Annotated in this window: 21 protein-coding genes; all 21 read left to right on the forward strand. The window is 70.5% G+C overall.

The features are described from left to right. The 21 genes from ndk (at position 1) to HA039_RS23505 (ending at position 25,002) form a co-directional block, all read left to right on the forward strand. Complete coding sequence (gene ndk, locus HA039_RS23405; RefSeq protein ID WP_167033088.1) at positions 1-414, forward strand: nucleoside-diphosphate kinase; 414 nt, start codon at positions 1-3, stop codon at positions 412-414. Between the two features lie 252 nt (positions 415-666). Further along, positions 667-1,686, forward strand: coding sequence for a rod shape-determining protein (locus tag HA039_RS23410; protein ID WP_041996374.1), 1,020 nt, complete (start codon positions 667-669; stop codon positions 1,684-1,686). Between the two features lie 174 nt (positions 1,687-1,860). Continuing rightward, complete coding sequence (gene mreC / locus HA039_RS23415; RefSeq protein WP_167033091.1) at positions 1,861-2,814, forward strand: rod shape-determining protein MreC; 954 nt, start codon at positions 1,861-1,863, stop codon at positions 2,812-2,814. Positions 2,815-2,825: 11 nt separating this feature from the next. Next, positions 2,826-3,497: a rod shape-determining protein MreD gene (mreD, locus tag HA039_RS23420; RefSeq protein WP_167033093.1), complete on the forward strand. Its 672-nt coding sequence runs from the start codon at positions 2,826-2,828 to the stop codon at positions 3,495-3,497. After that, positions 3,494-5,665, forward strand: a complete 2,172-nt coding sequence (gene mrdA, locus HA039_RS23425) for a penicillin-binding protein 2 (protein ID WP_167033095.1) — start codon at positions 3,494-3,496, stop codon at positions 5,663-5,665. Before mreD ends, mrdA begins: the two co-directional genes overlap by 4 nt. A 3-nt stretch (positions 5,666-5,668) precedes the next feature. Then, positions 5,669-6,868, forward strand: a complete 1,200-nt coding sequence (rodA, locus tag HA039_RS23430; protein ID WP_167033097.1) for a rod shape-determining protein RodA — start codon at positions 5,669-5,671, stop codon at positions 6,866-6,868. A gap of 83 nt (positions 6,869-6,951) precedes the next feature. Further along, positions 6,952-8,502: a CYTH and CHAD domain-containing protein gene (locus HA039_RS23435; RefSeq protein WP_167033099.1), complete on the forward strand. Its 1,551-nt coding sequence runs from the start codon at positions 6,952-6,954 to the stop codon at positions 8,500-8,502. Between the two features lie 55 nt (positions 8,503-8,557). Continuing rightward, positions 8,558-10,483: a TIGR03960 family B12-binding radical SAM protein gene (locus HA039_RS23440; RefSeq protein WP_167033101.1), complete on the forward strand. Its 1,926-nt coding sequence runs from the start codon at positions 8,558-8,560 to the stop codon at positions 10,481-10,483. A gap of 113 nt (positions 10,484-10,596) precedes the next feature. Continuing rightward, entirely contained in the window at positions 10,597-10,812 is a 216-nt protein-coding gene (locus HA039_RS23445) for a hypothetical protein (protein WP_167033103.1), read from the forward strand. After that, positions 10,799-11,308 carry a DUF6879 family protein gene (locus HA039_RS23450; protein WP_167033105.1) on the forward strand — a complete coding sequence of 170 codons (510 nt, stop codon included), beginning with the start codon at positions 10,799-10,801 and terminating at the stop codon, positions 11,306-11,308. The genes HA039_RS23445 and HA039_RS23450 overlap by 14 nt, the downstream gene beginning before the upstream one ends. A gap of 2 nt (positions 11,309-11,310) precedes the next feature. Continuing rightward, on the forward strand, positions 11,311-12,138 hold the full coding sequence (locus tag HA039_RS23455; RefSeq protein WP_341830035.1) for a helix-turn-helix domain-containing protein: 828 nt from the start codon (positions 11,311-11,313) through the stop codon (positions 12,136-12,138). A 56-nt stretch (positions 12,139-12,194) separates the two neighbouring features. Next, positions 12,195-12,695 carry a hypothetical protein gene (locus HA039_RS23460; RefSeq protein WP_167033107.1) on the forward strand — a complete coding sequence of 167 codons (501 nt, stop codon included), beginning with the start codon at positions 12,195-12,197 and terminating at the stop codon, positions 12,693-12,695. Positions 12,696-12,770: 75 nt separating this feature from the next. Continuing rightward, on the forward strand, positions 12,771-13,424 hold the full coding sequence (locus HA039_RS23465; RefSeq protein WP_167033109.1) for a class I SAM-dependent methyltransferase: 654 nt from the start codon (positions 12,771-12,773) through the stop codon (positions 13,422-13,424). A gap of 78 nt (positions 13,425-13,502) precedes the next feature. Beyond that, positions 13,503-14,036: a GNAT family N-acetyltransferase gene (locus tag HA039_RS23470; RefSeq protein WP_167033111.1), complete on the forward strand. Its 534-nt coding sequence runs from the start codon at positions 13,503-13,505 to the stop codon at positions 14,034-14,036. A gap of 34 nt (positions 14,037-14,070) precedes the next feature. Further along, positions 14,071-15,345 (forward strand): hypothetical protein, encoded by a 1,275-nt coding sequence (locus HA039_RS23475; RefSeq protein ID WP_243869686.1) that lies wholly within the window; start codon positions 14,071-14,073, stop codon positions 15,343-15,345. A 120-nt stretch (positions 15,346-15,465) separates the two neighbouring features. After that, entirely contained in the window at positions 15,466-16,248 is a 783-nt protein-coding gene (locus HA039_RS23480; RefSeq protein ID WP_167033115.1) for a TIGR03936 family radical SAM-associated protein, read from the forward strand. A 233-nt stretch (positions 16,249-16,481) separates the two neighbouring features. Further along, a complete protein-coding gene (locus tag HA039_RS23485; RefSeq protein ID WP_167033117.1) occupies positions 16,482-20,759 on the forward strand; it encodes an Rne/Rng family ribonuclease in 4,278 nt (1,425 codons plus the stop codon). A 295-nt stretch (positions 20,760-21,054) separates the two neighbouring features. After that, on the forward strand, positions 21,055-21,375 hold the full coding sequence (gene rplU, locus HA039_RS23490) for a 50S ribosomal protein L21 (RefSeq protein WP_161307631.1): 321 nt from the start codon (positions 21,055-21,057) through the stop codon (positions 21,373-21,375). A gap of 14 nt (positions 21,376-21,389) precedes the next feature. After that, positions 21,390-21,644, forward strand: coding sequence for a 50S ribosomal protein L27 (gene rpmA / locus HA039_RS23495; protein ID WP_161307630.1), 255 nt, complete (start codon positions 21,390-21,392; stop codon positions 21,642-21,644). Between the two features lie 136 nt (positions 21,645-21,780). Next, positions 21,781-23,217: a GTPase ObgE gene (obgE, locus tag HA039_RS23500; RefSeq protein WP_167033119.1), complete on the forward strand. Its 1,437-nt coding sequence runs from the start codon at positions 21,781-21,783 to the stop codon at positions 23,215-23,217. Between the two features lie 279 nt (positions 23,218-23,496). Continuing rightward, the gene (locus HA039_RS23505) at positions 23,497-25,002 is read left to right on the forward strand and encodes a bifunctional cytidylyltransferase/SDR family oxidoreductase (RefSeq protein ID WP_167033121.1); all 1,506 of its coding nucleotides are present in this window, start codon (positions 23,497-23,499) and stop codon (positions 25,000-25,002) included. Positions 25,003-25,077: the final 75 nt, after the last annotated feature.

Here is a 25,077-nt window from a genome sequence, read left to right on the forward strand (position 1 = left end):
ATGACCCAGCGCACCCTCGTCCTGCTCAAGCCGGACGCGGTCCGGAGAGGACTCGTGGGCGAGATCATCGGCCGTATCGAGCGCAAGGCGGGCTGGACCATCGCCGCGCTGGAGCTGCGCACGCTCGACCACGAGACGCTGGAGCAGCACTACGGCGAGCACAAGGGCCGGCCCTTCTACGAGCCGCTGGTCGCGTTCATGGCCTCGGGTCCCGTCGTCGCACTGGTGGTCGAGGGCGAGCGGGTCATCGAAGGCGTCCGCGCCCTCGCGGGTCCCACTGACCCGATCGCCGCAGCGCCTGGGTCCATCCGGGGGGACTTCGGCACGATTGTCCGGGAGAATCTCATCCACGCCTCGGACTCCGAAGAGTCCGCCATTCGGGAACTGAAGCTTTTCTTCCCCGGTCTTTCCTGACCGCGTGTCAGCCAAACGGCGGTGAAGCCCTGGGGCGACCGAAGGAATTCGGTCGCCCTGCGGCATATGCGAGCCGATTCCGGGAACGCAATGGTGCGAAACATCGTCACCTTTACTGAGGTGGGCCACCGCGCCGTCAGCGTGCGGGCGGCACTACGATGAGCCTCCAAGCCACAGCACCCACCTCGCCATCCTGAAAAGCCATCAAACGCTTCGATTGGGAAGGCCAGACGCATCCTCATGGGGAACAACATGTCGTTCATCGGCCGTGACATGGCTGTCGACCTCGGGACCGCCAACACGCTGGTGTACGTCAGAGGCCGGGGGATCGTCCTCAACGAGCCGTCCGTCGTCGCCATCAACACCAACACGGGCGGCATTCTCGCGGTCGGCGCCGAAGCGAAGAAGATGATCGGCCGGACGCCGGGCAACATCGTTGCCGTCCGGCCACTGAAGGACGGTGTCATCGCCGACTTCGAGATCACCGAGCGCATGCTGCGGTACTTCATCCTGAAGATCCACAAGCGCCGCTATCTGGCCCGCCCGCGCGTGGTCGTCTGTGTGCCCTCGGGCATCACGGGCGTCGAGCGCCGTGCGGTCATCGAGGCATCCACCCAGGCGGGCGCACGCCAGGTGCACATCATCGAAGAGCCGATGGCCGCGGCCATCGGCTCCGGACTCCCTGTCCATGAAGCCACGGGCAACATGGTCGTCGACATCGGCGGTGGCACCACAGAGGTCGCCGTCATCTCGCTCGGCGGGATCGTCACAGCGCAGTCCATCCGGGTCGCCGGGGACGAGCTGGACAACGCGATCATCCAGCACATCAAGAAGGAGTACTCCCTCCTCCTCGGTGAGCGGACCGCCGAGAGCATCAAGATCACCATCGGTTCCGCGTACGACCTCGACAAGGACGAGCACACCGAGATCCGCGGCCGGGACCTCGTCTCCGGGCTTCCGAAGACCGTGGTCATCTCCGCGGCCGAGGTGCGCAAGGCCATCGAGGAACCGGTCAACGCGATCGTCGACGCCGTGAAGACGACGCTCGACAAGTGCCCGCCCGAGCTGTCGGGCGATGTGATGGACCGTGGGATCGTGCTCACCGGCGGCGGCGCCCTGCTGCGCGGCCTCGACGAGCGGCTCCGCCGGGAGACCGGCATGCCGATCCACATCGCGGAGAACCCGCTGGACTCCGTCGCGCTCGGATCCGGCAAGTGCGTCGAGGAGTTCGAGGCGCTCCAGCAGGTCCTGGACGCCCAGCCGCGCCGCTGAACACACCGCGCCGGACCACACGCGTCCCCCCGGACCCCTCGCGGGTCCGGGGGTTCACGTGGCGGGGGGCCCGCTTCCCCCCGCACGGCGGATCGTTGACCTACAGGCACCACGACCACAGGCACGACGACTACAGGCACAACCATTCCTACGAGGAAGGCACGGCCGCCGCACGTGAGGGACACAAAGGAGAGCCGGCTGCTCCTGGTGCTGCTGATCGCCATCGCGTTCGCACTGATCACGGTGGACATCCGCGGGGGTGAGGATTCCCCGGTCGACGGCGCGCGGCAGGCAGCCGCCTCCGTCTTCGGTCCCGTCGAGAACGGCGTCGCCTCCGCGGTCGACCCGGTCGGCAACGCCATCGGAGCCGTACGGGACTCCGGCGAGCGCCACGACCGCATCGCCGCGCTCCAGCAGGAGAACACCGCACTGAAGCAGAAGCTCGGCAGCGACGACCGCAACCGCAGCCGCGTGCGCGAGCTGGACAGCATGCTCAAGAAGGCCGGCACCGGGCAGTACGGCATCAAGGGCGCCGAGGTCATCGCCATAGGAGCGGCCCAGGGCTTCTCCTGGACCGTCACCATCGACGCCGGGGCCGACGACGGCATCCGGCGCGACATGACCGTACTCAACGGCGACGGACTGGTCGGCCGCGTCACCACCGTCGGCCCCGGCACCGCGACCGTACTGCTCGCCAACGACCCGGACTTCACCGTCGGCACCCGGATGGAGAAGACCGACGAGCTGGGCTTCGCCACCGGGCAGGGCGACCGCCCGCTCGCCGTCCAGCTGCTCAACGGCAAGGCCAAGGTCAGGACGGGCGACCGGCTGGTGACCTTCGGCTCCAGCAAGGACAAGCCCTTCGTGCCCGGCGTCCCGGTCGGCACGGTCGTGCGCGTGGACCCGTCCGGCGGGGACCTCACCCGGACCGTGTACGTACGCCCGTTCGTCGGCTTCACCAAGCTCGACATCGTCGGTGTTGTCGTCCAGGCGCCCAGGGAGGACCCGCGGGACACCGTCCTGCCGGCCAAGCCGAAGCCCACCCCCACACCCACCGTCACCGTCACGGTCACCCCGTCGCCGACCGCCGGCGCCGACGTGGGTCAGATTGTTGACGAGCAGAGGTAGAGCTGATCCCCATGCGCTTCAACCGGATGCTGCTCTCGGCCACGCTGGTCGTGGTAGCCCTGGTCATCCAGGTGACCGTCCTCGCCCGGCTCCAGCTTCCCGGCGCCGTCCCCGACCTGATGCTCCTCGTCGTGCTCGCCCTGGCGTTCGTGTACGGGCATGTCGGCGGCGCCCTCATCGGCTTCTTCGCGGGCCTGCTCGCGGACCTCGCCCCGCCCGCCGACCACGCCGCGGGACGCTACGCCCTGGTGCTCTGCGTCATCGGCTACCTGGCGGGCCTCGCCCGTCCCGAGAACGGCCAGATCAGGTCGGCGCTCGGCCCGATGGCCGTGGTCGTCGGCGCGGCCGTCGGCTCGACGCTGCTGTACGCGGGCGTCGGCGCCCTCGTCGGTGACACCGCGGCCCGCCATGTGGGCCTCGTCAGCCTGCTGTTCACCGCGGCCGTCTACGACCTGCTGCTCGCGCCGTTCACCGTCCCGTTCATCATGTGGCTGGCCAGACGCGCCGACAACGACCCCCTCTCCGAACCGCAGGGCAGCGGCGGTGGCGGCGACGTCGCGGCCGGCTGGCTCGCCACCGGCACGGGTCTGCGGATCGGCAGCCAGCGCGGCGGGCTGCGGGTCAAGGCCGCCCGCAACCGCGCCGCCCGGGCGGGCCGTATCAAGGGGGTGAAACGCCTGTGAGCAACATCCCGGAGACGGGCAGGACCCCCCGCGTCAAGATCCGGCTGATCGTGATCCAGGTGCTCGTCTTCTCCCTGCTGCTCACGCTCGGTGGCCGTCTCTGGTACCTCCAGGTGCGCAACGGCCGCGAGTACACGGACGAGGCGAAGAACAACCACGTCCAGCAGGTCGTCCAGCCGGCCGTCCGGGGCTCGATCCTGGACACGCGCGGGGTGCCGCTCGCGGACAACGAGACCCGGTTGGTCGTCTCGGCCAGCCGTACCGAACTGATGAAGATGCCCGACGACGGCAAGGCCGTCCTGGCCCGGCTCGCGGACGTCCTCGGGGTCAAACCCAAGGAAGTGACCGACAAGGTCCGGCTGTGCGACGCGAAGACGCCGCAGCCCTGTTGGAACGGCTCGCCGTACCAGCCCATCCCGGTGACCGACGAGGCCACCACGCAGCAGGCCCTCCAGATCCGTGAGCGCACCGAGGACTTCCCCGGCATCACCGCCGAGCCCACGGCCGTCCGCCGCTACGCCGCGCCGGGTCTCGCCAACACCTCGCAGGTGCTCGGCTACCTCTCGCCGGTCACCGACGAGGAGATCACCGAGGCGCAGGACACCAGCTCGCCGTACCTGCGCTCGGACCAGGTGGGCCGCTCGGGCCTGGAGCGCACGTACGACCGGGAGTTGCGCGGCAAGGCGGGCGTGACCCGCTACGAGGTCGACAACCTGGGCCGGGTCATCGGGCAGGCCCGGAGCGACGAGGCGCGGCCCGGCGCGAACGTGGTCACGTCGATCGACGCGCGGGTGCAGGCCGTCGCCGAGTACGAACTCCACAACGCGATGAAGATCGCCCGCAAGGAGATCGACCGCAACACGAGCGTGCACTACAAGGCGGACTCCGGCGCCGTCGTGGTGATGGAGGCGAAGACCGGCCGGGTGGTGGCGATGGCCTCGCAGCCGACGTACGACCCGAACGCGTGGGTCGGCGGCATCTCCGCGAAGGACTACGCGAAGCTGACCGGCAAGAAGTCCAACTTCCCGCTGCTGAACCGGGCGATCCAGGGCCAGGCGGCCCCCGGGTCCATCTTCAAGGTCATCTCCTCGACGGCGGCCGTCAACGCCGGGTACGAGTTCAACGGCAGCTACCCGTGCCCGAGTTCGTACTCCGTCGGTGGGCAGGTCTTCAAGAACTTCGAGTCCCAGGGCTACGGCAGCATCACCATCGGCAAGGCCCTGGAGGTCTCCTGCGACACCGTCTACTACGGGATCGCGCACAAGGAGTGGCAGAAGGACGGCGGGATGACGCCGAAGAAGCACCCCGGCGACTGGTTCTACAAGACGGCCCACCAGTTCGGCCTGGGCAAGGAGACCGGCATCGACCTCCCCAACGAGGTCTCCGGCCGGGTCCCGGACCGGCAGTGGAAGAAGAACTTCTGGAAGGCCAACAAGGCCGCCTGGTGCAAGCAGGGCAAGAAGGGCGGCACGTACGTCGAGCAGATCGCGTACGAAGGCTGCCTCGAAGGCGACCGGATGCGCGCCGGTGACTCCGTCAACTACTCGATCGGGCAGGGCGACACGCTCGTCACCCCGATCCAGATGGCGACGATCTACTCGGCGATCTCCAACGGAGGGACGCTCTTCAACCCCACCGTCGGCAAGGCGATCATCAGCGCCGACGGCAGGCGGGTCGAGGAGATCGCGCCCAAGGACCACGGCAGGCTCCCGTTCGACCAGAAGACCCGGGACGAGATCGACGAGGCGCTGGCGGGCGTCGCCACCCGCGGTTCCGCCGCGTGGCGCTTCGGCGGCTGGCCGCAGAAGCAGATCCCGATGCACGCCAAGACCGGTACGGCGGAGGTCTACGGCAAGCAGACGACCTCGTGGTTCGCGTCGTACACGAAGGACTACACGATCGTCATGACGATCTCCCAGGGTGGTACGGGATCCGGCGCCTCCGGTCCCGCCGTCCGGAAGATCTACGAGGCGATGTACGGGCTGGACGCGAAGGGCAAGCAGAACATGAAGAAGGCCCTGATGCCGGTGCCCGCCACCGCGCTGCCGAGGATCGGGCCCGACGGTTCGATCGACGCCCCGAAGGTCAGGCCGTACATGCCGCCGAAGCCCGAGGCCGACACCCAGGTGGTCGCCGGCGCGGCGGCCCCGCACGTCCGGAGGGACTGAGCCATGGCCGGTACAAGTGGCTTCTCGGTCTCCGGGTACGGCCCGGAACGGAGCACGTGGGCGCGGCTCGCGGCCCGTGACTCGCTCGCGCGGCGGCTGGACTGGCCGCTGCTGTTCTCGGCGATCGCCCTGTCCCTGCTGGGCTCCCTGCTGGTCTGGTCGGCGACCAGGAACCGTACGGTCCTGAACCACGGCGACCCGTACTACTTCCTCTTCCGGCACCTGCTGAACACCGGCATAGGGTTCGCCCTCATGATCGCCACGATCTGGCTGGGCCACCGCACCCTGCGGGGCGCCGTCCCGGTGCTCTACGGCCTGTCGGTCCTGCTGGTGATACTGGTCCTCACCCCGCTCGGCGCGACCATCAACGGCGCCCACGCGTGGATCGTCATCGGCGGCGGCTTCTCGCTCCAGCCGTCGGAGTTCGTGAAGATCACGATCATTCTGGGCATGGCGATGATGCTGGCGGCCCGGGTCGACGCGGGCGACCAGCTGCATCCCGACCACCGCACGGTCGCCAAGGCGCTGGGCCTCGCCGTCGTCCCGATGGCGATCGTCATGCTGATGCCGGACCTCGGGTCGGTCATGGTCATGGCCGTCATCGTGCTCGGTGTCCTGCTCGCGTCCGGCGCGTCCAACCGCTGGGTGTTCGGCCTGGTCGGGGCGGGGGTCGTCGGCGCGATCGCGGTCGCCGCGCTCGGGGTGCTCGACGAGTACCAGATCAACCGCTTCGCGGCCTTCGCCAACCCGGAGCTGGACCCGGCCGGCGTCGGCTACAACACCAACCAGGCGCGCATCGCCATCGGTTCGGGCGGGCTGACCGGGACGGGGCTCTTCAAGGGCTCGCAGACCACCGGGCAGTTCGTGCCCGAGCAGCAGACGGACTTCGTCTTCACCGTCGCCGGCGAGGAACTGGGCTTCGTGGGGGCCGGGCTGATCCTCCTGCTGCTGGGCGTGGTGCTGTGGCGCGCGTGCCGCATCGCCCGCGAGACGACCGAGCTGTACGGGACGGTCGTGGCGGCCGGGATCATCGCGTGGTTCGCGTTCCAGTCGTTCGAGAACATCGGGATGACGCTCGGGATCATGCCGGTGGCGGGGCTGCCGCTGCCGTTCGTGTCGTACGGAGGCACGTCGATGTTCGCGGTGTGGATCGCGGTGGGGCTGCTCCAGTCGATCCGCGTCCAGAGACCCATGAGCGCGTAGGGGAACGTGCGGGAGGGCGCCGGACGGGCATTTTTCGAGCCCGTCCGGCGATTGAGGGCGCTTTTGGGGGATAGGTACCTTCTATGGCGGACACAAAGCGCGAGATCGAACGCAAGTACGAACTCCCTGTGCGTGCCGGTGGCGGTGCGGACGCCCGGCCCACCCTGCCGGACCTGACCCGGGTCCCCGGCGTCTCGTCCCTCTTCGACCAGGGCGTCGCGGAGCTCGACGCGGTCTACTACGACACCGCGGACCTGCGCCTCGCGGCGGACAAGCTCACCCTGCGCCGCAGGACCGGCGGCGCCGACGCGGGCTGGCACCTCAAGTTCCCGGTGTCCACGGGCATCCGCGACGAGATCCAGGCCCCCCTGGCCGACACCGTCCCCGACGAGCTGGCCGCCCTGCTCCGCTCCCGCCTGCGCGGCTCCGCCCTCATCCCCGTCGTCCGGCTGCGCTCCTCCCGCGAGGTCACCCACCTGCTGGACGCGGACGGCGCGCTGCTCGCCGAGGTCAGCGTCGACACCGTCCTCGCCGAACGCCTGACCGGGATGCCGGGCCGGGTCGCGGCCTGGGCCGAGGTCGAGGTGGAGCTCGCCGACGGCGGCGACCCCGCGATCCTGGACGCCGTCGAGAAGAAGCTCCGCAAGGGCGGGCTGCGGCCCGCCGCCGCGCCCTCCAAGCTCAGCAGGGCCCTCAAGGAGACCGCCCCCGAGGGCGCCGTGGACGGCTCCGCCCGGCATCCCGTCCCGGTCACCGCCGGGGACCACGTCCTCGCGTACGTCAGGGCGCAGGCCGACGCGATCACCGCCCAGGACCCGGCCGTCCGCCGCGACCTGCCGGACGCCGTGCACCAGATGCGGGTCGCCACCCGCCGGATGCGCTCGGCGTTCCGTACGTACCGCAAGATCCTCGACCGGTCCGTCACCGACCCGATCGCCGACGAGCTGAAGTGGCTGGCGGGCGAGCTGGGCGTCGACCGCGACCACGAGGTCCTCGCCGAGCGCATCACCGCCCGGCTCGACGCGCTGCCCGGGACGCTGGTCCTCGGACCCGTGCGCGCCCGTGTCCAGATCTGGAACGCGGCGGGGAGCACCGACTCCCGCGGCGCGACCGTCGCCGTCCTGGACGGCGAGCGCTACCTCGCCCTGCTGCGGTCCGTCGACGCGCTGCTCGCGGACCCGCCGCTGCGCAAGGGCGCGGACGTCCCGCCCGACCAGGCGCTGCCCAAGGCGATCCTCAAGGACTACGGCCGGCTGGCCGCCCGTATCGAGCACGCCCTGGCCCTGCGCCCCGGCGAGGAGCGGGACGTGGCGCTGCACGAGGCGAGGAAGGCGGCGAAGCGCGCGCGGTACGCGGGCGAGGCGGCGAAGCCGGTGCTGGGCCGGCCCGCCAAGCGGTTCGCCGACCGGATGAAGGCCGTGCAGACCGTGCTCGGCGACCACCAGGACAGCGTGGTGGCCCGCGAGGCCCTGCGCGCCCTCGCGGTCAAGGCGCACGCGGCCGGCGAGACGGCGTTCACCTGGGGACTCCTGTACGGCCAGGAGGAGGCGCAGGCCGAGCGGCGGGAGCGGGAGCTGCCCCGGGTGTGGGCGGAGGCCTCGGACCGGGAAGGGCGGGCGGCGCTGGCCGGCTGAGCACCGGGGTAGTCTGGTGGGTCAATCCAGCCGGCCCACGAAAGAACCTTTCCTGATGCGTGCCGAATCGGTCTTCCCGCAGCTCGAAGCCCTGCTCCCGCATGTGCAGAAGCCGATCCAATATGTCGGTGGCGAGCTCAACTCCACGGTCAAGCCCTGGGATTCGTGCGACGTCCGCTGGGCGCTGATGTACCCGGACGCGTACGAGGTCGGGCTGCCCAACCAGGGCGTCATGATCCTGTACGAGGTGCTCAACGAGCGCGAGGGCGTGCTGGCGGAGCGTACGTACAGCGTGTGGCCGGACCTGGAGGAGCTGATGCGCGAGCACGGCGTCCCGCAGTTCACGGTGGACTCGCACCGGCCCGTCTCCGCCTTCGACGTGTTCGGGCTGAGCTTCTCCACCGAGCTGGGCTACACGAACATGCTCACCGCCCTGGACCTCGCGGGCATCCCGCTGGAGGCCAGGAACCGTACCGTCGACCACCCGATCGTCGTCGCCGGCGGGCACGCGGCCTTCAACCCCGAGCCGATCGCGGAGTTCATCGACTGCGCGGTCATCGGCGACGGCGAGCAGGCCGTGCTGGAGATCACCGAGATCGTCCGCGCCTGGAAGGCGGCTGACCGCCCGGGCGGGCGCGAGGAGCTGCTCCTGCGGCTCGCGAAGACCGGCGGGGTGTACGTCCCCGGCTTCTACGACGTCGAGTACCTCCCCGACGGGCGCATCGGCCGTGTCGTACCGAACCGCTCCGGTGTCCCGTGGCGGGTGTCCAAGCACACCGTCATGGACCTCGACGAGTGGCCGTACCCGAAGCAGCCGCTGGTGCCGCTGGCCGAGACGGTCCACGAGCGGATGTCCGTCGAGATCTTCCGCGGCTGCACGCGCGGCTGCCGCTTCTGCCAGGCCGGCATGATCACACGCCCGGTGCGCGAGCGCAGCATCACCGGCATCGGCGAGATGGTCGAGAAGGGCCTGAAGGCGACCGGCTTCGAGGAAGTCGGCCTGCTGTCGCTGTCCTCCGCCGACCACAGCGAGATCGGCGACATCGCCAAGGGCCTCGCGGACCGCTACGAGGCGGACAAGGTCGGCCTGTCGCTGCCCTCGACCCGCGTCGACGCGTTCAACGTCGACCTGGCCAACGAGCTGACCAGGAACGGCCGCAGGTCGGGCCTCACCTTCGCCCCCGAGGGGGGCTCCGAGCGGCTGCGCAAGGTCATCAACAAGATGGTCTCGGAGGAGGACCTGATCCGCACGGTCTCCACCGCGTACGGCAACGGCTGGCGCCAGGTGAAGCTGTACTTCATGTGCGGCCTGCCCACCGAGACCGACGACGACGTCCTCCAGATCGGCGACATGGCGGTCAAGGTCATCGCCGAGGGCCGCCGCGTCTCCGGCCAGGGCGACATCCGCTGCACGGTGTCGATCGGCGGGTTCGTGCCCAAGCCGCACACCCCGTTCCAGTGGGCGCCGCAGCTCAGCGCCGAGGAGACCGACGCGCGCCTCAAGAAGCTCAAGGACAAGATCCAGGGCGACAAGAAGTACGGCCGCTCGATCGGCTTCCGCTACCACGACGGCAAGCCCGGCATCGTCGAGGGCCTCCTCTCCCGCGGCGACCGCCGCGTCGGCGCGGTCATCCGCGCGGTCTACGAGGCCGGCGGCCGCTTCGACGGCTGGCGCGAACACTTCAGCTACGACCGCTGGATGGCCGCCGCCGAGAAGACCCTCCCCGACTTCGGCGTGGACGTCGCCTGGTACACCACCCGCGAGCGCACGTACGAGGAAGTCCTCCCCTGGGACCACCTGGACTCCGGCCTCGACAAGGACTGGCTCTGGGAGGACTGGCAGGACGCCCTGGACGAGACAGAGGTCGAGGACTGCCGCTGGACCCCCTGCTTCGACTGCGGCGTCTGCCCCCAACTCGACCTGGACATCCAGATCGGCCCCACAGGCAAGAAACTCCTCCCGCTGACGGTGGTCAAGTAGGCGTAGCGACCTGGCACCAAGCCGCCTTTCCTGTGTGGGAAAGGCGGCTTCCTTGACCTTGCCCGCGGCAGCTCGGGAGCATTGAGGCCAGCCACCGAAACAAGGGGGAAGCCATGGGCTTACCGCTGCGCAAATTGTCCGGGGATCCGGATTGCAAGAACGGGACCTGCCCGACCCTGTGGGCGACGGAGGACGGGAAAAGCTACGTGGTCCAGGGGTATGTCGAGACGGACCCCGAGCGGCTGGCGCAGCTCGACCTGCCCGAAGGGGAAAGCGCCGTGATCGTTCCGGCTGCCGTTCTTGAGGAATTCTTCCGTGCTCAGCGGTGAGGACTTCGGTCGTCTCTTCGGTGCCTTCGAGCGGACGGCGTTCCGGCTGGAGACACTGGCCGAGTACGACGTGGAAGAGGAGCGGGACGAGATCGCGCGGTTCCTGGCGGGTGAGGACATGGGGCCCGGGTGGGACGACAATCCGTGGGTACGTTCGATGACGGACAAGGGCAAGAGCGTGTCGCGTGTTCATGTCCTGCGCTCGCCTCTGACCGCTTATCTGCGCTATGAACTGGCGGCTTACCCCGGGAACATCAGAGCAGGGGAGTCCGTCGGGATCATCGACCTGGCGGAGCAGGCGGTGGCCGGTCTGCCTGATCACGACTTCTGGCTTTTCGACGACCGGGACGTGTACCGCATGCACTACACCCCTGCCGGCGCGTTCGTCGGCTGTGAACTCCTGCCTGCCGATCGACTCACGGAGTACCGGGGGTACCGGACCCTGGCACTCGCCCACGCCGTACCGTTCGCGTCGTACTGGGAACGCCACAACTGACTGTGGACTCGATCGGGAAAGCCCTGCGGGCACTGCGGGACACATCGGGGCTGACCGGTGACACGGTGGCCCGCAGGGCTTCCATGTCCGCCGGGAAGCTGTCGAAGATCGAGAACGGTCGGACTCTGCCCACCGTGCAGGACGTCGACCTGGTTCTCTCCGCGCTCGGGGTCTCGGAGGAGGTGAAGGAGCAATTCCTCACGACTGCCCGAGCCGAGGTCACGGAGGCCACAGCGTGGCGGCTGCTGCGCCGGATGGGGCCGTGGAAACACCAGAACACCATCAGGGCGATCGAGGCGGGCACCGCCGGCCTCAGGCTTTTTCAGGGGCAGCTCATCCCGGGACTGCTCCAGACCCCGGAGTACGCGACGGCCGTGTTCTCGTTGCCGCCCGCGCTGCCGGACGAGACGCGGGCCCGGACGGTGACAGCCAGGCTGGAGCGCCAGGCAACGCTCTACGAAGAGGGCAGGTCCTTCCACTTCGTCATCTGCGAGCACGTCCTTCGGTGGCTGGTCTGTGAGCCTGCCGTCATGGCTGTCCAGCTCGACCGGCTCGTGTCCCTGTCCCGGCTTCCCCGCGTGCTGATCGGGATCGTGCCGTTGGCCGGCCGGATGCCGGACTTTCCCATGACGTGCTTCAGCATTCACGACGACCGGCTCGTGCTGGTCGAGACATTCCACTCCGAGATCACGACGCGAGAGCCCAAGGACGTGCAGACGTACGTCGACACCTTCGAGCGATTCGCGGAGGTAGCGCTCTACGGCGAAGGTATGCGGACCTTGGTCGAGGGAATCCGGGACGGGTTCTTGCCTCAACAAGAAAGAAGCTAGGGCTACTTCCTCCCAGCCTCAAGGATGGATCCGTAGACAGGACGGGAAGGATTCTCATGACAGTGACCATCGAGTCCCCCAGACCCATCAAGACACGCGATCCCCGCCAGATCCTCAACGATGTGGAGCCGTACCTCCAACATCTCACCGTGAACGTTCTCGACGCAGGGATGTCCCTGTGGGAGCGAGAGGTAACCCTCCTGCTCCGGGACCACACCATGGTGCGAGACATGGCGGAACGCGTCCTCGGAAACGCGGTCATGTACGTCATCGCGTCCATCGAACGCCCGGACGTACATCTGGGCGTGGGCAAGATCGTGGACATCGGTGTGCATCAGCTCATCCTCGACACGCCCGTGTGGTTCGCCATCTGCGCCGCTTACAACGGCGGCAGGTACAAGCACCACGCACCCTTCATCGAGCGGCGCCGGGACGGCCTTTGTCTGCGCACCGAGGAGTTCATCCGCTCCCTGGGCTTCACGCCCGACGAGGAGCTGTGGGCGATCGACGGGACAGAGTGCTCACCGTGTGACAACAAGGTTCCCGACTCCCACTGAGCAGGCGCACGCGACGTGCCCCGCACCGGCTCACCAGCGGCCGGCGCGGGGCACGCCCTTACGAAGAGAGCTACGGTGCCGGCACGCCATAACCACGATGACGAACGTGATCTCTGGGATGCGTACGCGACCAGCGTCACCAGGGAGATCGGTGCTCCGGTGATGAACTGGACGCAGTACGCCGGGCACGGCCCAGGTGTGGAGCTTCTTGGTAGCCCGGGCACCGTACTCGAGATCGGGTGCGGCACGGGACGGACTCTCGCCTATCTCGCAGAACGGGGGGTGAAGGGGACGGGAGTGGACATGTCCCCTGTCATGGTGGACGCCGTGCGGGAACGGTGGGGGGACCGGGTGTCGTTCCACTGCGCGGAAGTGCTGGACTTCCTGCGTGATCACGGGGAGCGGTACGACGCGGTCTACTCGATCTTCGGCGCGGTCTGGTTCACGGACCCGGCCAAGCTTCTTCCGCTTGTGCTCAACGCGCTCAAGCCGGGCGGGAGCCTGGTCTTCTCACACCCGCCGGCCATCCCCGGAGCCTACGGGCCGCAGGGCATGTACAAGGGAGGATTCGCAGGCCGGGCACGGTTCACCTACCGCTACAGCTACACCCCTGGGAGGTGGGAGAGCATCTTGCTGAGGTCTGGTTTCTCGAAAGCGGAGGTTCGGATTCTGGATGCTCCCGAGCCGGACCACATTGGAACGTTGATCGGCCAGGCCGTGACAGGTTGAAGCGGAGCCGGGCGCGCCTGGTTCGCCTCCGTGACGTGCTTCCCGGCCCGCGCGCACGCCCGGTGGGAGACTGGGGGGATGCCTCAGTTCATTGCTCCCGACGTCCTCGTTCATGCCTCGTTCCTCGACGCGATGGGGGAGTTCGTGGAGGAGGGGGATGGTGAGCGGTCGTTGCTCGTGCACGAGATGGAGCGGTACGCGGGTAGTTGGCATCGGGCTGACGTGTTCGCCGGGTATGTGGAGCGGCTCAACGCCGAGCCGTTGGAGGAGACGCCGCGGGTCGAGGGGTGGGTGCCCAGCACCACGCTCTGGTACGTCGAGGGCGACACGTTCCTCGGGCGGCTCGCGATCCGGCACCGGCTCAACCCGTTCCTGCGCGAGCTGGGCGGGCACATCGGGTACGCCGTACGGCCCACCGCCCGTCGGCGGGGGTACGCGACCGCGATGCTCGCCGGGTCGCTTCCCGTGGCGCGGCGGATCGGGATCGACCCCGTACTGGTCACCTGCGACACCACCAACACCGCCTCGCGCAAGGTGATCGAGGCCGTGGGCGGGGTTCTGGAGGACCAGCGCGGCGGAAAGCTCCGGTTCTGGATCCGGACAGGCTCCTGACGCGTCCTGTTCGGTAGAGGGGGCCGACATGGGCGTGAGTGGGGACAAAGGGCGGCGGGACGACGAGCGAGGGGTGCGGCCGTACGGGGCGCACCGGGCGCCGGCGTCGTACGAGGGGTACGAAGGCGGCGAGGGCTGTCTGACCGTGGCCGTGCGGATCCCGGTGCGGATCGTCGTCCTGGTGGTCGTGCTGCCCGTAAGCGTGGTGTGGGACCTGCTCGCCGCCGGCGCCAGGGCGGTGGACCGGTCGGTGCTGCGGCCGGTGGGGCGGGGGCTGCTCCTCGGCCTCGCCTGGCTGGGCCGGGCGTTGGGTGCGCTGGGGCGGGCGCTGGTCGTCGTCCCGCTGGTCTGGTTGTACGGGGCGGTCGCCGTACCGCTCGCCAAGGGGCTGCGATGGCTCGCCGTCGCGGTGTTGGTGTGGCCGTTGGTGGGGCTGTGGCGGTACGTGGTGGTGCCGGTGTGGCGGTACGGCGTGGTCGTGCCCCTGGTGTGGGTGTGGCGCGCGGTGCTCGTCCCGTCCGGCCGAGCGCTGGACCGGCTGTGGACGGCCGCGTACGAGAGCTTGCTCACCCCGCTCGGCAAGGGGCTGCGGTGGCTGGCCGTCGCGGTGTTGGTGTGGCCGGTGGTGGGGCTGTGGCGGTACGTGGTGGTGCCGGTGTGGCGGTACGGCGTCGTCGCCCCCGCCGCGTGGGTGTGGCGCGCGGCGCTGGTCCCGCTCGGGAAGGGGATCGGGTGGCTGCTCACCGGTCTCGGCCGCGGCCTCGTGTCCGGCGCCCGCGTCCTGTGGGCCGCCGTCGTGTGGCTCGCCCTCGCCCTGGTCGTCGTCCCCGGCGGGTGGATCGTCCGGCGGATCCTCGTCCCGGTGGGCCGGGAGACCGGCGCCGCGTTCTCCACCGCCTGGCGGATCGCCGGGTACCTCTCGCGGGCCCTCGGCAGGGTGCTGGCCTGGCTGGCCTGGAATGCGGTGGGGCGGCCGGGACGTTGGACGTACCAGAACGTGTGCACCCCTGTGGGGCACTGGGTACGCGACCGGATGCTGGACCCGGCCGGGCGCGCCTCCCGCGAGATCGGCCGCGTCGCACGGGAAACGCTGGCGAGCGCCCGGGAGACGTTCCGGCAGACACGGCATGACGCGTGGCGCGCGCTGGTCGGAACGCGGCAGGACGCACGGCGGGACAGACGACCGGGCGCACCACGGATGACCGAGCCCCGGGAACCTGTGGCGCACCGTACGCGTACTCTGGGTAGTACAACGACTGTCCCCGGCGCGGTGCCCGCACCTGAGATCTCCTTGCGCAAGCAGGGGTGAGCCGGGGGACCCGGGGCCACCCGGACGTCCGAGGGCGGCACGCGAGCGTGTTCCGCCCCGCACCGAGGAGAAGAACCACTGGGCAAGCGACAGCCCGAGGGGCCGCCAGCCACACCGGCGGTGCAGCGCATCCGTTTGCGCTACACCAAGCGGGGCCGCCTCCGGTTCACCAGCCACCGAGACTTCCAGCGCGCCTTCGAGCGGGCGCTGCGCCGCGCCGAGGTGCCGATGGCGTACTCGGCGGGGTTCACCCCGCACCCGAAGGTGTCGTACGCCAATGCCGCACCCACCGGCACGGGCAGTGAGGCCGAGTTCCTGGAGATCGCCCTGGTGGAGCACCGCGACCCGGAGAAGCTGCGTCAGCTGCTCGACGAGTCGCTGCCCACCGGTCTCGACATCACCGACGCCGTCGAGGCCCGTACGTCGGGACTCGCCGACCGGCTGACCGCTTCCGTATGGGAGCTGCGGCTGGAGGGCGTCGGTCCCGAGGAGGCCGGACACGCCGTGTCCGTCTTCCTGAACGCGGAATCGGTCGAGGTCGAGCGCCGTATGAAGAACGGTGTGCGGACCTTCGACACCCGTGCCGCGGTGGTCTCCCTGGAGGTCACCCCGCCCCGGTCCGATAGGCCGGGGGACGGGCCCTGTGCGATACTGCGCCTGGTTGTTCGGCACGTGACACCTGCCGTGCGACCTGACGACGTCCTGTCCGGTCTCCGAGCTGTGGCCGACCTGGCGCCGCCGGTCCCCGCAGCGGTGACCAGGCTGGCGCAGGGGCTCTTCGACGAGGAGTCCGGCACGGTGACCGACCCGCTCGCGCCCGACCGCGAGGCAGCGACGGCCGGCCTGCGACAGGCCGCCGGAACCGCCGCCGCGAAAGCGCCGGAAGGTGCGGGTTCCGCATAGGCGGTCGTCACAGCGCAGCCCTGGTACTCGGGAGCCACCTGGGTCGGGCGGCGCGTCCTACCAAAACAGACTTTCGCCAGGCCGTACGTACTTCGCGTAGGGAACCGGCGAGCCAGACATAACAGTTCCCGTGCGGCGCCCGCGCCCCGGACGGCGGCGATCGCGCGATGCGCGAGCCGCGGCCGGACCGGAATCAGGCGCGGCGCCCGGGAACGCGACGGGAGAAACCCCGCATGCTCGAGAACGACGAACCCGGTACGGCCGGGACCACCGAAGAAGACAACAACACCCCCAGCGACACGCTGCCCCCCCGGCGCAGGCGCCGCGCGGCCTCCCGCCCCGCGGGTCCGCCGGTGGCGGGCACCGAGGCGGCGGAAGCCGCCGGCTCGGAAGCCGTGAGCGGTACGGAGAACGGCGCGGCGGCAGCCGCACCGGCGGCGGACGAGGCGTCTGCCGAGGCACCCGCGCCCCGAGCCCGGCGCCGGGCCACCCGCAAGGTGGCCGCGCCCGTGACGAGCACGGAGACGGCGGACGCCCCCGCGGAGCCGGTCGCAGCCCCCGTGGCGGAGGAGACGGCCGCGGCGTCCGACGAGGCGCCCGCGCCGCGTACGCGCCGCCGTGCCACCCGCAAGGCCACCGCGCCCGCCGGGCCGCCGCAGGCCGAGGACGCGGCGGAGACCGCGCAGGCCGCGCAGGTCACGGACACCGCGCAGAGCGCCGACGCCGTCACGGCCGAGGAGACACCCGCCGGGACGGCCGACGAGGCGCCCGCGCCGCGTACCCGCCGCCGCGCCACCCGCAAGGTCGCCGCACCCGTGACGACCCCGCAGGACGAGGCCCCGGCGGCCGAGGAGACCCCGGCCGCGACCGCGACCGACACCCCGGCCGAGGCCCCCGCCGAGGACGCGGCGCCCGCCGCCCGCCCCCGCCGCCGTGCCACCCGCAGGGCCACCGCGCCCGCCGGTGCGCCCGCCCCCGGCACGGCAGCCGCCGACGAGACCGAGCCCGTGGCCGGCGAGAGCCTGCCCGAGGAGGCCGTCGCCCAGATCAGCGCCGACGAGACCCAGGTCGAGGCGGCCGCCAAGGCCGCGACCCGGGGCCGTACGCGCCGCAGGGCCGCCGCCCCCGAGACCACCCCCGCCGCCTCCGAGCCCGTGGAGAGCGCCCCCGAGCCCCAGGCCGCCAGGAAGCCGGAGCCGGCCAGGAAGGCCGAGCCGGTCAAGCAGCCCGAGCGGGAGCCCGAGGCCCCCGAGCGCTCGCGCCGCCGCGCCGCGCGGCCCGCCGTGGCCGTCTTCCAGGCCCCGGTCTTCACCGAGCCGATGTTCCAGACCCCCGAGACGGCCGCCGCGATGGCCGCGGCCGCGGGGACCCGCGGGCACGACGACCTCGACGACCACATCGACGAGGACGAGGAGACGCAGGACTCGAACGACACGGACACGACGGAGAACACGGCGCACGCCGAGCCCGTCGCCGCTCCCGAGCCGGGTGGCCGCCGCAGGCGCCGCCGTCGCGGTGAGTCCGCCGAGCCCGCCGAGGCCCCGCGCGCCGTCGAGGCGCCCGCCGCCCAGGAGCAGCACGCCGACGACAGCGAGCCGGAGACCGACCAGGGCGCCGAGGGCGCCGACGGTTCCTTCGACGACGGCGACGAGTACGGTGACCGCCCGTCGCGGCGCCGCCGCCGCGGTGGCCGCCGCCGCCGTCGCGGTGAGTCCGCCGAGTCGGACGACACGCAGGACGAGCAGCAGGACGACCAGCACGACCAGCACGACCGTCAGGACCGGCACGACCGCCCCGCCCGCGCGGCCGACCGTACGCACGACCAGGCCGGCCACGACGGCGACGAGGCGGAGCGGTCGTTCGACGACGGCGACGAGTCCTCCTACGACGAGGACAACGGGTCGGGCGCCGGTTCCTCCAGCAGCCGCCGCCGTCGCCGCAGGCGCCGCCGCAGCGGTGACAGCGGCCCCGAGGCCGAGGCCACGCAGAACGGCCAGGACGACCCGGAGCGTACGGTCGTCAAGGTCCGCGAGCCGCGTGAGCGGCGCGCGAAGGAGACCGACCGCGAGCGCGAGATCCACAGCGGCTCCGACGAGGTGCAGTCCATCAAGGGCTCGACCCGCCTGGAGGCCAAGAAGCAGCGCCGCCGCGAGGGGCGCGAGCAGGGCCGCCGCCGCGTACCGATCATCACCGAGGCGGAGTTCCTCGCCCGGCGCGAGGCCGTCGAGCGCGTGATGGTCGTCCGCCAGAACGGCGAGCGCACCCAGATCGGCGTCCTCGAGGACAACGTGCTCGTCGAGCACTACGTCAACAAGGAACAGGCCACCAGCTACGTCGGCAACGTGTACCTGGGCAAGGTGCAGAACGTACTGCCGTCCATGGAGGCCGCGTTCGTCGACATCGGCAAGGGGCGCAACGCCGTCCTGTACGCCGGTGAGGTCAACTTCGAGGCGCTGGGCATGGCCAACGGCCCGCGCCGCATCGAGACCGCGCTCAAGTCCGGCCAGTCGGTGCTCGTCCAGGTGACGAAGGACCCGATCGGCCACAAGGGCGCGCGCCTCACCAGCCAGGTGTCCCTGCCCGGCCGCTACCTGGTCTACGTGCCCGAGGGCTCGATGACCGGCATCAGCCGCAAGCTGCCCGACACCGAGCGGGCCCGGCTCAAGTCCATCCTCAAGAAGATCGTCCCCGATGACGCCGGCGTCATCGTCCGCACGGCCGCCGAGGGCGCCAGCGAGGACGAGCTGCGCCGTGACGTCGAGCGCCTCCAGGGCCAGTGGGAGGACATCAAGAAGAAGTCGAAGAGCGGCAACGCCCCGACGCTTCTCTACGGTGAGCCCGACATGACCGTCCGGGTCGTCCGCGACATCTTCAACGAGGACTTCACGAAGGTCATCGTCAGCGGCGACGACGCGTGGCAGACCATCCACGGTTACGTGGCGCACGTGGCGCCCGACCTCTCCGACCGGCTGACGCGCTGGACGAGCGAGGTCGACGTCTTCGCGACGTACCGCATCGACGAGCAGCTGATGAAGGCGCTGGACCGCAAGGTCTGGTTGCCCAGCGGTGGTTCGCTGGTCATCGACAAGACCGAGGCCATGATCGTGGTCGACGTCAACACCGGGAAGTTCACCGGCCAGGGCGGCAACCTGGAGGAGACCGTCACCAGGAACAACCTGGAGGCGGCCGAGGAGATCGTGCGCCAGCTGCGGCTGCGCGACCTCGGTGGCATCGTCGTGATCGACTTCATCGACATGGTGCTGGAGTCCAACCGGGACCTGGTGCTGCGGCGCCTGCTGGAGTGCCTGGGCCGGGACCGTACGAAGCACCAGGTGGCCGAGGTCACCTCGCTCGGCCTGGTCCAGATGACCCGCAAGCGGGTCGGCCAGGGCCTGCTGGAGTCGTTCTCCGAGACCTGCGTCCACTGCAACGGCCGCGGTGTCATCGTCCACATGGAACAGCCCACGGCGTCCGGTGGCGGTGGCGGGAACAGCCACCAGAACGGCAACGGCGGCGCGGTGAGCGGGAACGGCAAGCGTTCCAAGAAGCGCGGCCGCGGCGGCTCGGCGGGTACGGACCAGGACCACGGTCACGACAGCCACGAGCACGACCACGAGGACGTGCTCACCGAGCCGGAGCACGAGACGGAGGCCGAGCTGGCCGCCGAGGTGGCGACGCCGGTCCCGTTCGCCGTGGCGGAGTTCGCGCCGGACGAGGAGCTGTTCAGCAGCGTCGCGGAGGCCGAGGCGTCCGTACGCGGCCGTTCGCGCCGCCGGGCGTCGCGCAAGGCGTCGGCCCCGGCCGGTTCGCCGCGGGCGGCCGAGGCGGAGGCGGCGGAGATCGTCGTGGAGACGCCTGTCACCGAGGCCCCGCCGGTCGTGGAGGAGTCCGCCGAGGACACCACCGCGCCCGTCGAGGCGCCCGCGCAGGAGACCCCCATCGAGGAGGCGGCCCCCGTGGGCCGTACCCGCCGCAGGGCGACCCGTAAGGCGACGGCTCCGGCCGGTTCGCCCAAGGCCGCCGACGCGGAGGCCACGGCCGAGGTCGTCGTCCCCGTGACCGAGCCCGAGCCTGTGCCCGAGCCGGCTCCCGTCGCGGAGGCCCCCGCGGCCCCCGCGGCGGAGGCGACGCCGGACGCCGCCCCGCCGCGGGCCCGCCGCAGGGCGACCCGCAAGGTCACCGCCCCCGCCGGTTCGCCGACGGGCGCGGAGGACGCGGCGGTGGTCGTGGTCGCGGCGCCGAAGCCCGACGAGGCGGCCGCACCGGCCGAGGCGCCGGTCGCTGAGGAAGGGACCCAGGAGGCGCCCGACGCGGACGCCGCCCCGGCCAAGAAGACGGCCCGCAAGACCGTCAAGAAGGCCGTCGCCAAGAAGGCCGCGGTGAAGAAGACCGCAGCCAAGAAGACCGTGGCGAAGAAGACCACGGCCAAGAAGACGACGAAGTCGGCGGCGAAGAAGACGTCGGCGGCCGAGCAGACGGCTCCGGGCGTCACGGCGTCGACCGACAGCTGAGCCACCCGGCCGCTCGCCCCGGCGTACGGCAGTAGAACGGCCCGCGCCCCGCCCCGGACTTCCCGGGGCGGGGCGCGGGCCGTCGCCGCCACCGGGCTGGTTTGACCCCCCCGGTGGCCTGCCCGTACTCTAGGCCGTCGGCGTGTTTATGTACGCGCCAATCCCTGAGCACCCACCTTCCGGCGCCGCTCCATCTCGCCGGAGGAGGCCGCTCGTCCTTTCGGATCGCCACGGCCCCGGGCCGTGCGAGCGGCTGGCGTCAGGGGTTTCCGTTCCGAGCGAGAGTGAGTTCCGCGTGTACGCCATCGTGCGCAGCGGTGGCCGCCAGCACAAGGTTGCTGTCGGCGACATCGTTGAGGTTGACAAGATTCCCACCGCCAAGGTTGGCGACACGGTCGAGCTCTCGACCCTGCTCGTGGTCGACGGCGACGCCGTCACCAGCGACCCGTGGGTCCTGGACGGCATCAAGGTCCAGGCCGAGATCGTGGATCACCACAAGGGTGTCAAGATCGACATCCTTCGCTACAAGAACAAGACCGGCTACCGCCGTCGCCAGGGTCACCGCCAGCAGTACACGGCGATCAAGGTCACCGGTATCCCCGCGGCTGCGAAGTAAGGGACTGAGGAGACATGGCACACAAGAAGGGCGCATCGTCCACTCGGAACGGGCGCGATTCGAATGCTCAGCGGCTCGGCGTGAAGCGCTTCGGCGGTCAGGTCGTCAACGCCGGTGAGATCCTGGTCCGCCAGCGCGGCACACACTTCCACCCGGGTTCCGGCGTCGGCCGTGGCGGCGACGACACGCTGTTCGCGCTGAGCGCCGGCGCGGTGGAGTTCGGCACCAGCCGTGGCCGCAAGGTCGTGAACATCGTTCCGGTCGCCTGAGACCCATCGGTCGTCAGGCACCTGTAGAACGGGTTTCTTCGCGAGGGCGGACCTCACTTCCCGGAGCATCGGGAAGCGGGTCCGCCCTTCGCGTGTTCTTGTAAAGACATTTCCGTATGTACTGGAGGCAACCCCCATGACCACCTTCGTGGACCGCGTCGAGCTGCATGTCGCCGCGGGTAGCGGAGGCCACGGCTGCGCCTCCGTACACCGTGAGAAGTTCAAGCCGCTCGGCGGACCCGACGGCGGCAACGGCGGTCACGGCGGCGACGTCATCCTGGTCGTCGACCAGGACGTGACCACGCTGCTCGACTACCACCACACGCCCCACCGCAAGGCCACCAACGGCCAGCCCGGCGCCGGCGCCAACCGCTCCGGCAAGGACGGCCAGGACCTCGTCCTGCCCGTCCCCGACGGCACGGTCGTCCTCGACAAGGCCGGCAATGTCCTCGCCGACCTCGTCGGCCAGGGCACGACGTACGTGGCGGCGGAAGGCGGTCGCGGCGGCCTCGGCAACGCGTCGCTCGCGTCCGCCCGCCGCAAGGCCCCCGGCTTCGCGCTGCTCGGCGTGCCCGGTGGCGGCGGTGACATTGTCCTGGAGCTCAAGACCGTCGCCGACGTCGCGCTCGTCGGCTACCCGAGCGCCGGCAAGTCGTCGCTGATCTCCGTGCTGTCGGCCGCCAAGCCGAAGATCGCGGACTACCCGTTCACCACGCTCATCCCCAACCTCGGTGTGGTCACGGCCGGTTCGGTCGTCTACACGATCGCGGACGTGCCGGGACTCATCCCCGGCGCCAGCCAGGGCCGCGGCCTGGGGCTGGAGTTCCTGCGCCACGTCGAGCGCTGCTCGGTGCTGCTGCACGTCCTGGACACCGCCACGCTGGAGTCCGACCGCGACCCGGTCACCGACCTCGACGTGATCGAGGCGGAGCTGGCGCTGTACGGGGGCCTGGAGGACCGGCCGCGCATGGTCGTCCTCAACAAGGTCGACATCCCGGACGGCAAGGACCTCGCCGACATGATCCGGCCCGAGCTGGAGAAGCGCGGCTACCACGTCTTCGAGGCCTCCGCCGTGGACCGTACCGGTCTCAAGGAGCTCTCCTTCGGACTCGCCGAGGCCGTGGCCAAGGCCCGCGCCGAGAAGCCGCAGGAGGAGGCGACCCGGATCGTCATCCGGCCCAAGGCCGTCGACGACGCGGGCTTCACCGTCACCCTGGAGGAGGACGGGATCTACCGCGTGCGCGGCGAGAAGCCCGAACGCTGGGTGCGCCAGACCGACTTCAGCAACGACGAGGCCGTCGGCTACCTCGCGGACCGGCTCAGCCGGCTCGGTGTCGAGGACCAGCTGATGAAGGCCGGCGCCCGGTCCGGCGACGGCGTGGCGATCGGCGCCGAGGACAACGCGGTCGTCTTCGACTGGGAGCCCACCATGATGGCGGGCGCCGAGATGCTCGGCCGCCGCGGCGAGGACCACCGCCTGGAGGCCCCCCGCCCCGCGTCGCAGCGCCGCAGGGACCGGGACGCCGAGCGCGACGACGTACAGAAGGAGTACGACGAGTTCGACCCCTTCTAGCCGGACCGGTTCACTTCCGGCCGGACCGGTTCGCGCCGTTCCGGGCGCACGGGCCGGACGTCCCACCGGCGCCGTGATGTGACAGGCGTCTCCCACGGTCGCCGTACGGAGGAGGACCCCTCCGTGCGGCGACCGTGTCATGACCAGTGCGGCAGTAGCCTGTCCAGGTGAATCAGGGGTTGCGTGGGGGTGGCTGACAGCCGTGCTCCGCCTTGCGGGACGATTGCCGCGGGTGGGACCATCGATTCATCCTCTGAGTCCGCAAGGTAGGTCAGTTACGTGTCTGCAACTTCCGCGTCCAACGCGAGGCCCCGCACCACCGCCGTCGTCCTGGCGGGCGGTACAGGTCAGCGCGTGGGCCTGTCGATCCCCAAGCAGTTGCTGAAGATCGCGGGCAAGGCGGTCATCGAGCACACGCTGTCGATCTTCCAGCAGGCCGACGGGATCGACGACGTGATCGTGCTCATGGCGCCGGGCTTCGTCCCCGACGTGGAGAAGATCGTCGTCAAGGCGGGGCTGACGAAGGTCACCCGGGTGATCGAGGGCGGCACGACACGGAACGAGACCACCCAGCGCGCCATCGCCGCGCTGGGCGAGGGACTGGCGGAGGGCGAGGACGCCAACGTCCTGTTCCACGACGCGGTACGGCCCCTGCTCTCGCAGCGCGTGATCCAGGACTGCGTGGACGCGCTCGACCGCTACCAGGCCGTCGACGTCGCGATCCCCTCCGCGGACACCATCATCGTGACCCGTACGCACGGCGGCGACGGCGAGTTCATCACCGAGGTCCCCGAGCGCGCCCGGCTGCGCCGCGGCCAGACCCCGCAGGCCTTCAAGCTCTCCACGATCCGCAAGGCGTACGACGTCGCCGGCGGCGACCCCAACTTCCAGGCCACGGACGACTGCTCCGTCGTGCTCAAGTACCTGCCGGACGTGCCGATCTACGTCGTCGCGGGCGACGAGTACAACATGAAGGTCACCCAGCCCGTCGACGTCTTCATCGCCGACAAGCTCTTCCAGCTGGCCTCCACCGCCGCCCCCGCCCAGGCCGACGAGGCCGCGTACCGTGAACTGCTCTCCGGCCGCACGCTGGTGGTCTTCGGCGGTTCGTACGGCATCGGCGCGGACATCGCCGCCCTGGCGAAGCAGTACGGCGCCTCGGTGTACGCGCTCGGCCGCTCCACCACCGGCACCCACGTCGAGAATCCGGAGCACGTCGACGACGCCCTGTCCAAGGCGTACTCGGAGACCGGCCGCATCGACTACGTGATCAACACCGCGGGCGTCCTGCGCATCGGCAAGCTCGCCGAGACGGACAACACGACGATCCAGGAAGCGCTGAACGTCAACTACCTGGCGCCGGTGCAGATCGCGCGGGCCTCGTACAAGTACCTGGCCGAGACCAAGGGCCAGTTGCTCCTCTACACGTCCTCCAGCTACACCCGGGGCCGCGCCGAGTACAGCCTCTACTCGTCCACGAAGGCCGCCATGGTGAACCTGACCCAGGCGCTGTCGGACGAATGGGCCGCCGAGGGCATCCGCGTCAACTGCGTCAACCCCGAGCGCACCGCGACCCCCATGCGGACCAAGGCCTTCGGCCAGGAGCCCGTCGGGTCGCTGCTCTCCTCCGAGGCGGTCGCCAGGACCTCCCTGGACGTCCTGCTCTCCGAACTGACCGGGCACGTCATCGACGTACGGCAGCAGGACCCCACGCGCACCGCGTCCCAGGCGTCCGGATTCGAGCAGGCGCTCGCCGCCGTCCTGGACCGTCAGGAAGATGTGTAATAATTCTTGACAATCCATGATATGGGCCTTCGCGGTTGCGGAATTACGCACCGCGGGGGCCCGAGTTCGTGAAGC

The organism is Streptomyces liangshanensis, assembly GCF_011694815.1.
Lineage (GTDB): Bacteria > Actinomycetota > Actinomycetes > Streptomycetales > Streptomycetaceae > Streptomyces > Streptomyces liangshanensis.

Coding starts and splice junctions, on each gene's coding strand:
- ndk (WP_167033088.1), top strand. CDS start 1: ATGACCCAGCGCACCCTCGTCCTGCTCAAGCCGGACGCGGTCCGGAGA.
- HA039_RS23410 (WP_041996374.1), top strand. CDS start 667: ATGTCGTTCATCGGCCGTGACATGGCTGTCGACCTCGGGACCGCCAAC.
- mreD (WP_167033093.1), top strand. CDS start 2,826: ATGCGCTTCAACCGGATGCTGCTCTCGGCCACGCTGGTCGTGGTAGCC.
- rodA (WP_167033097.1), top strand. CDS start 5,669: ATGGCCGGTACAAGTGGCTTCTCGGTCTCCGGGTACGGCCCGGAACGG.
- HA039_RS23435 (WP_167033099.1), top strand. CDS start 6,952: ATGGCGGACACAAAGCGCGAGATCGAACGCAAGTACGAACTCCCTGTG.
- HA039_RS23440 (WP_167033101.1), top strand. CDS start 8,558: ATGCGTGCCGAATCGGTCTTCCCGCAGCTCGAAGCCCTGCTCCCGCAT.
- HA039_RS23445 (WP_167033103.1), top strand. CDS start 10,597: ATGGGCTTACCGCTGCGCAAATTGTCCGGGGATCCGGATTGCAAGAAC.
- HA039_RS23460 (WP_167033107.1), top strand. CDS start 12,195: ATGACAGTGACCATCGAGTCCCCCAGACCCATCAAGACACGCGATCCC.
- HA039_RS23470 (WP_167033111.1), top strand. CDS start 13,503: ATGCCTCAGTTCATTGCTCCCGACGTCCTCGTTCATGCCTCGTTCCTC.
- HA039_RS23485 (WP_167033117.1), top strand. CDS start 16,482: ATGCTCGAGAACGACGAACCCGGTACGGCCGGGACCACCGAAGAAGAC.
- rpmA (WP_161307630.1), top strand. CDS start 21,390: ATGGCACACAAGAAGGGCGCATCGTCCACTCGGAACGGGCGCGATTCG.
- obgE (WP_167033119.1), top strand. CDS start 21,781: ATGACCACCTTCGTGGACCGCGTCGAGCTGCATGTCGCCGCGGGTAGC.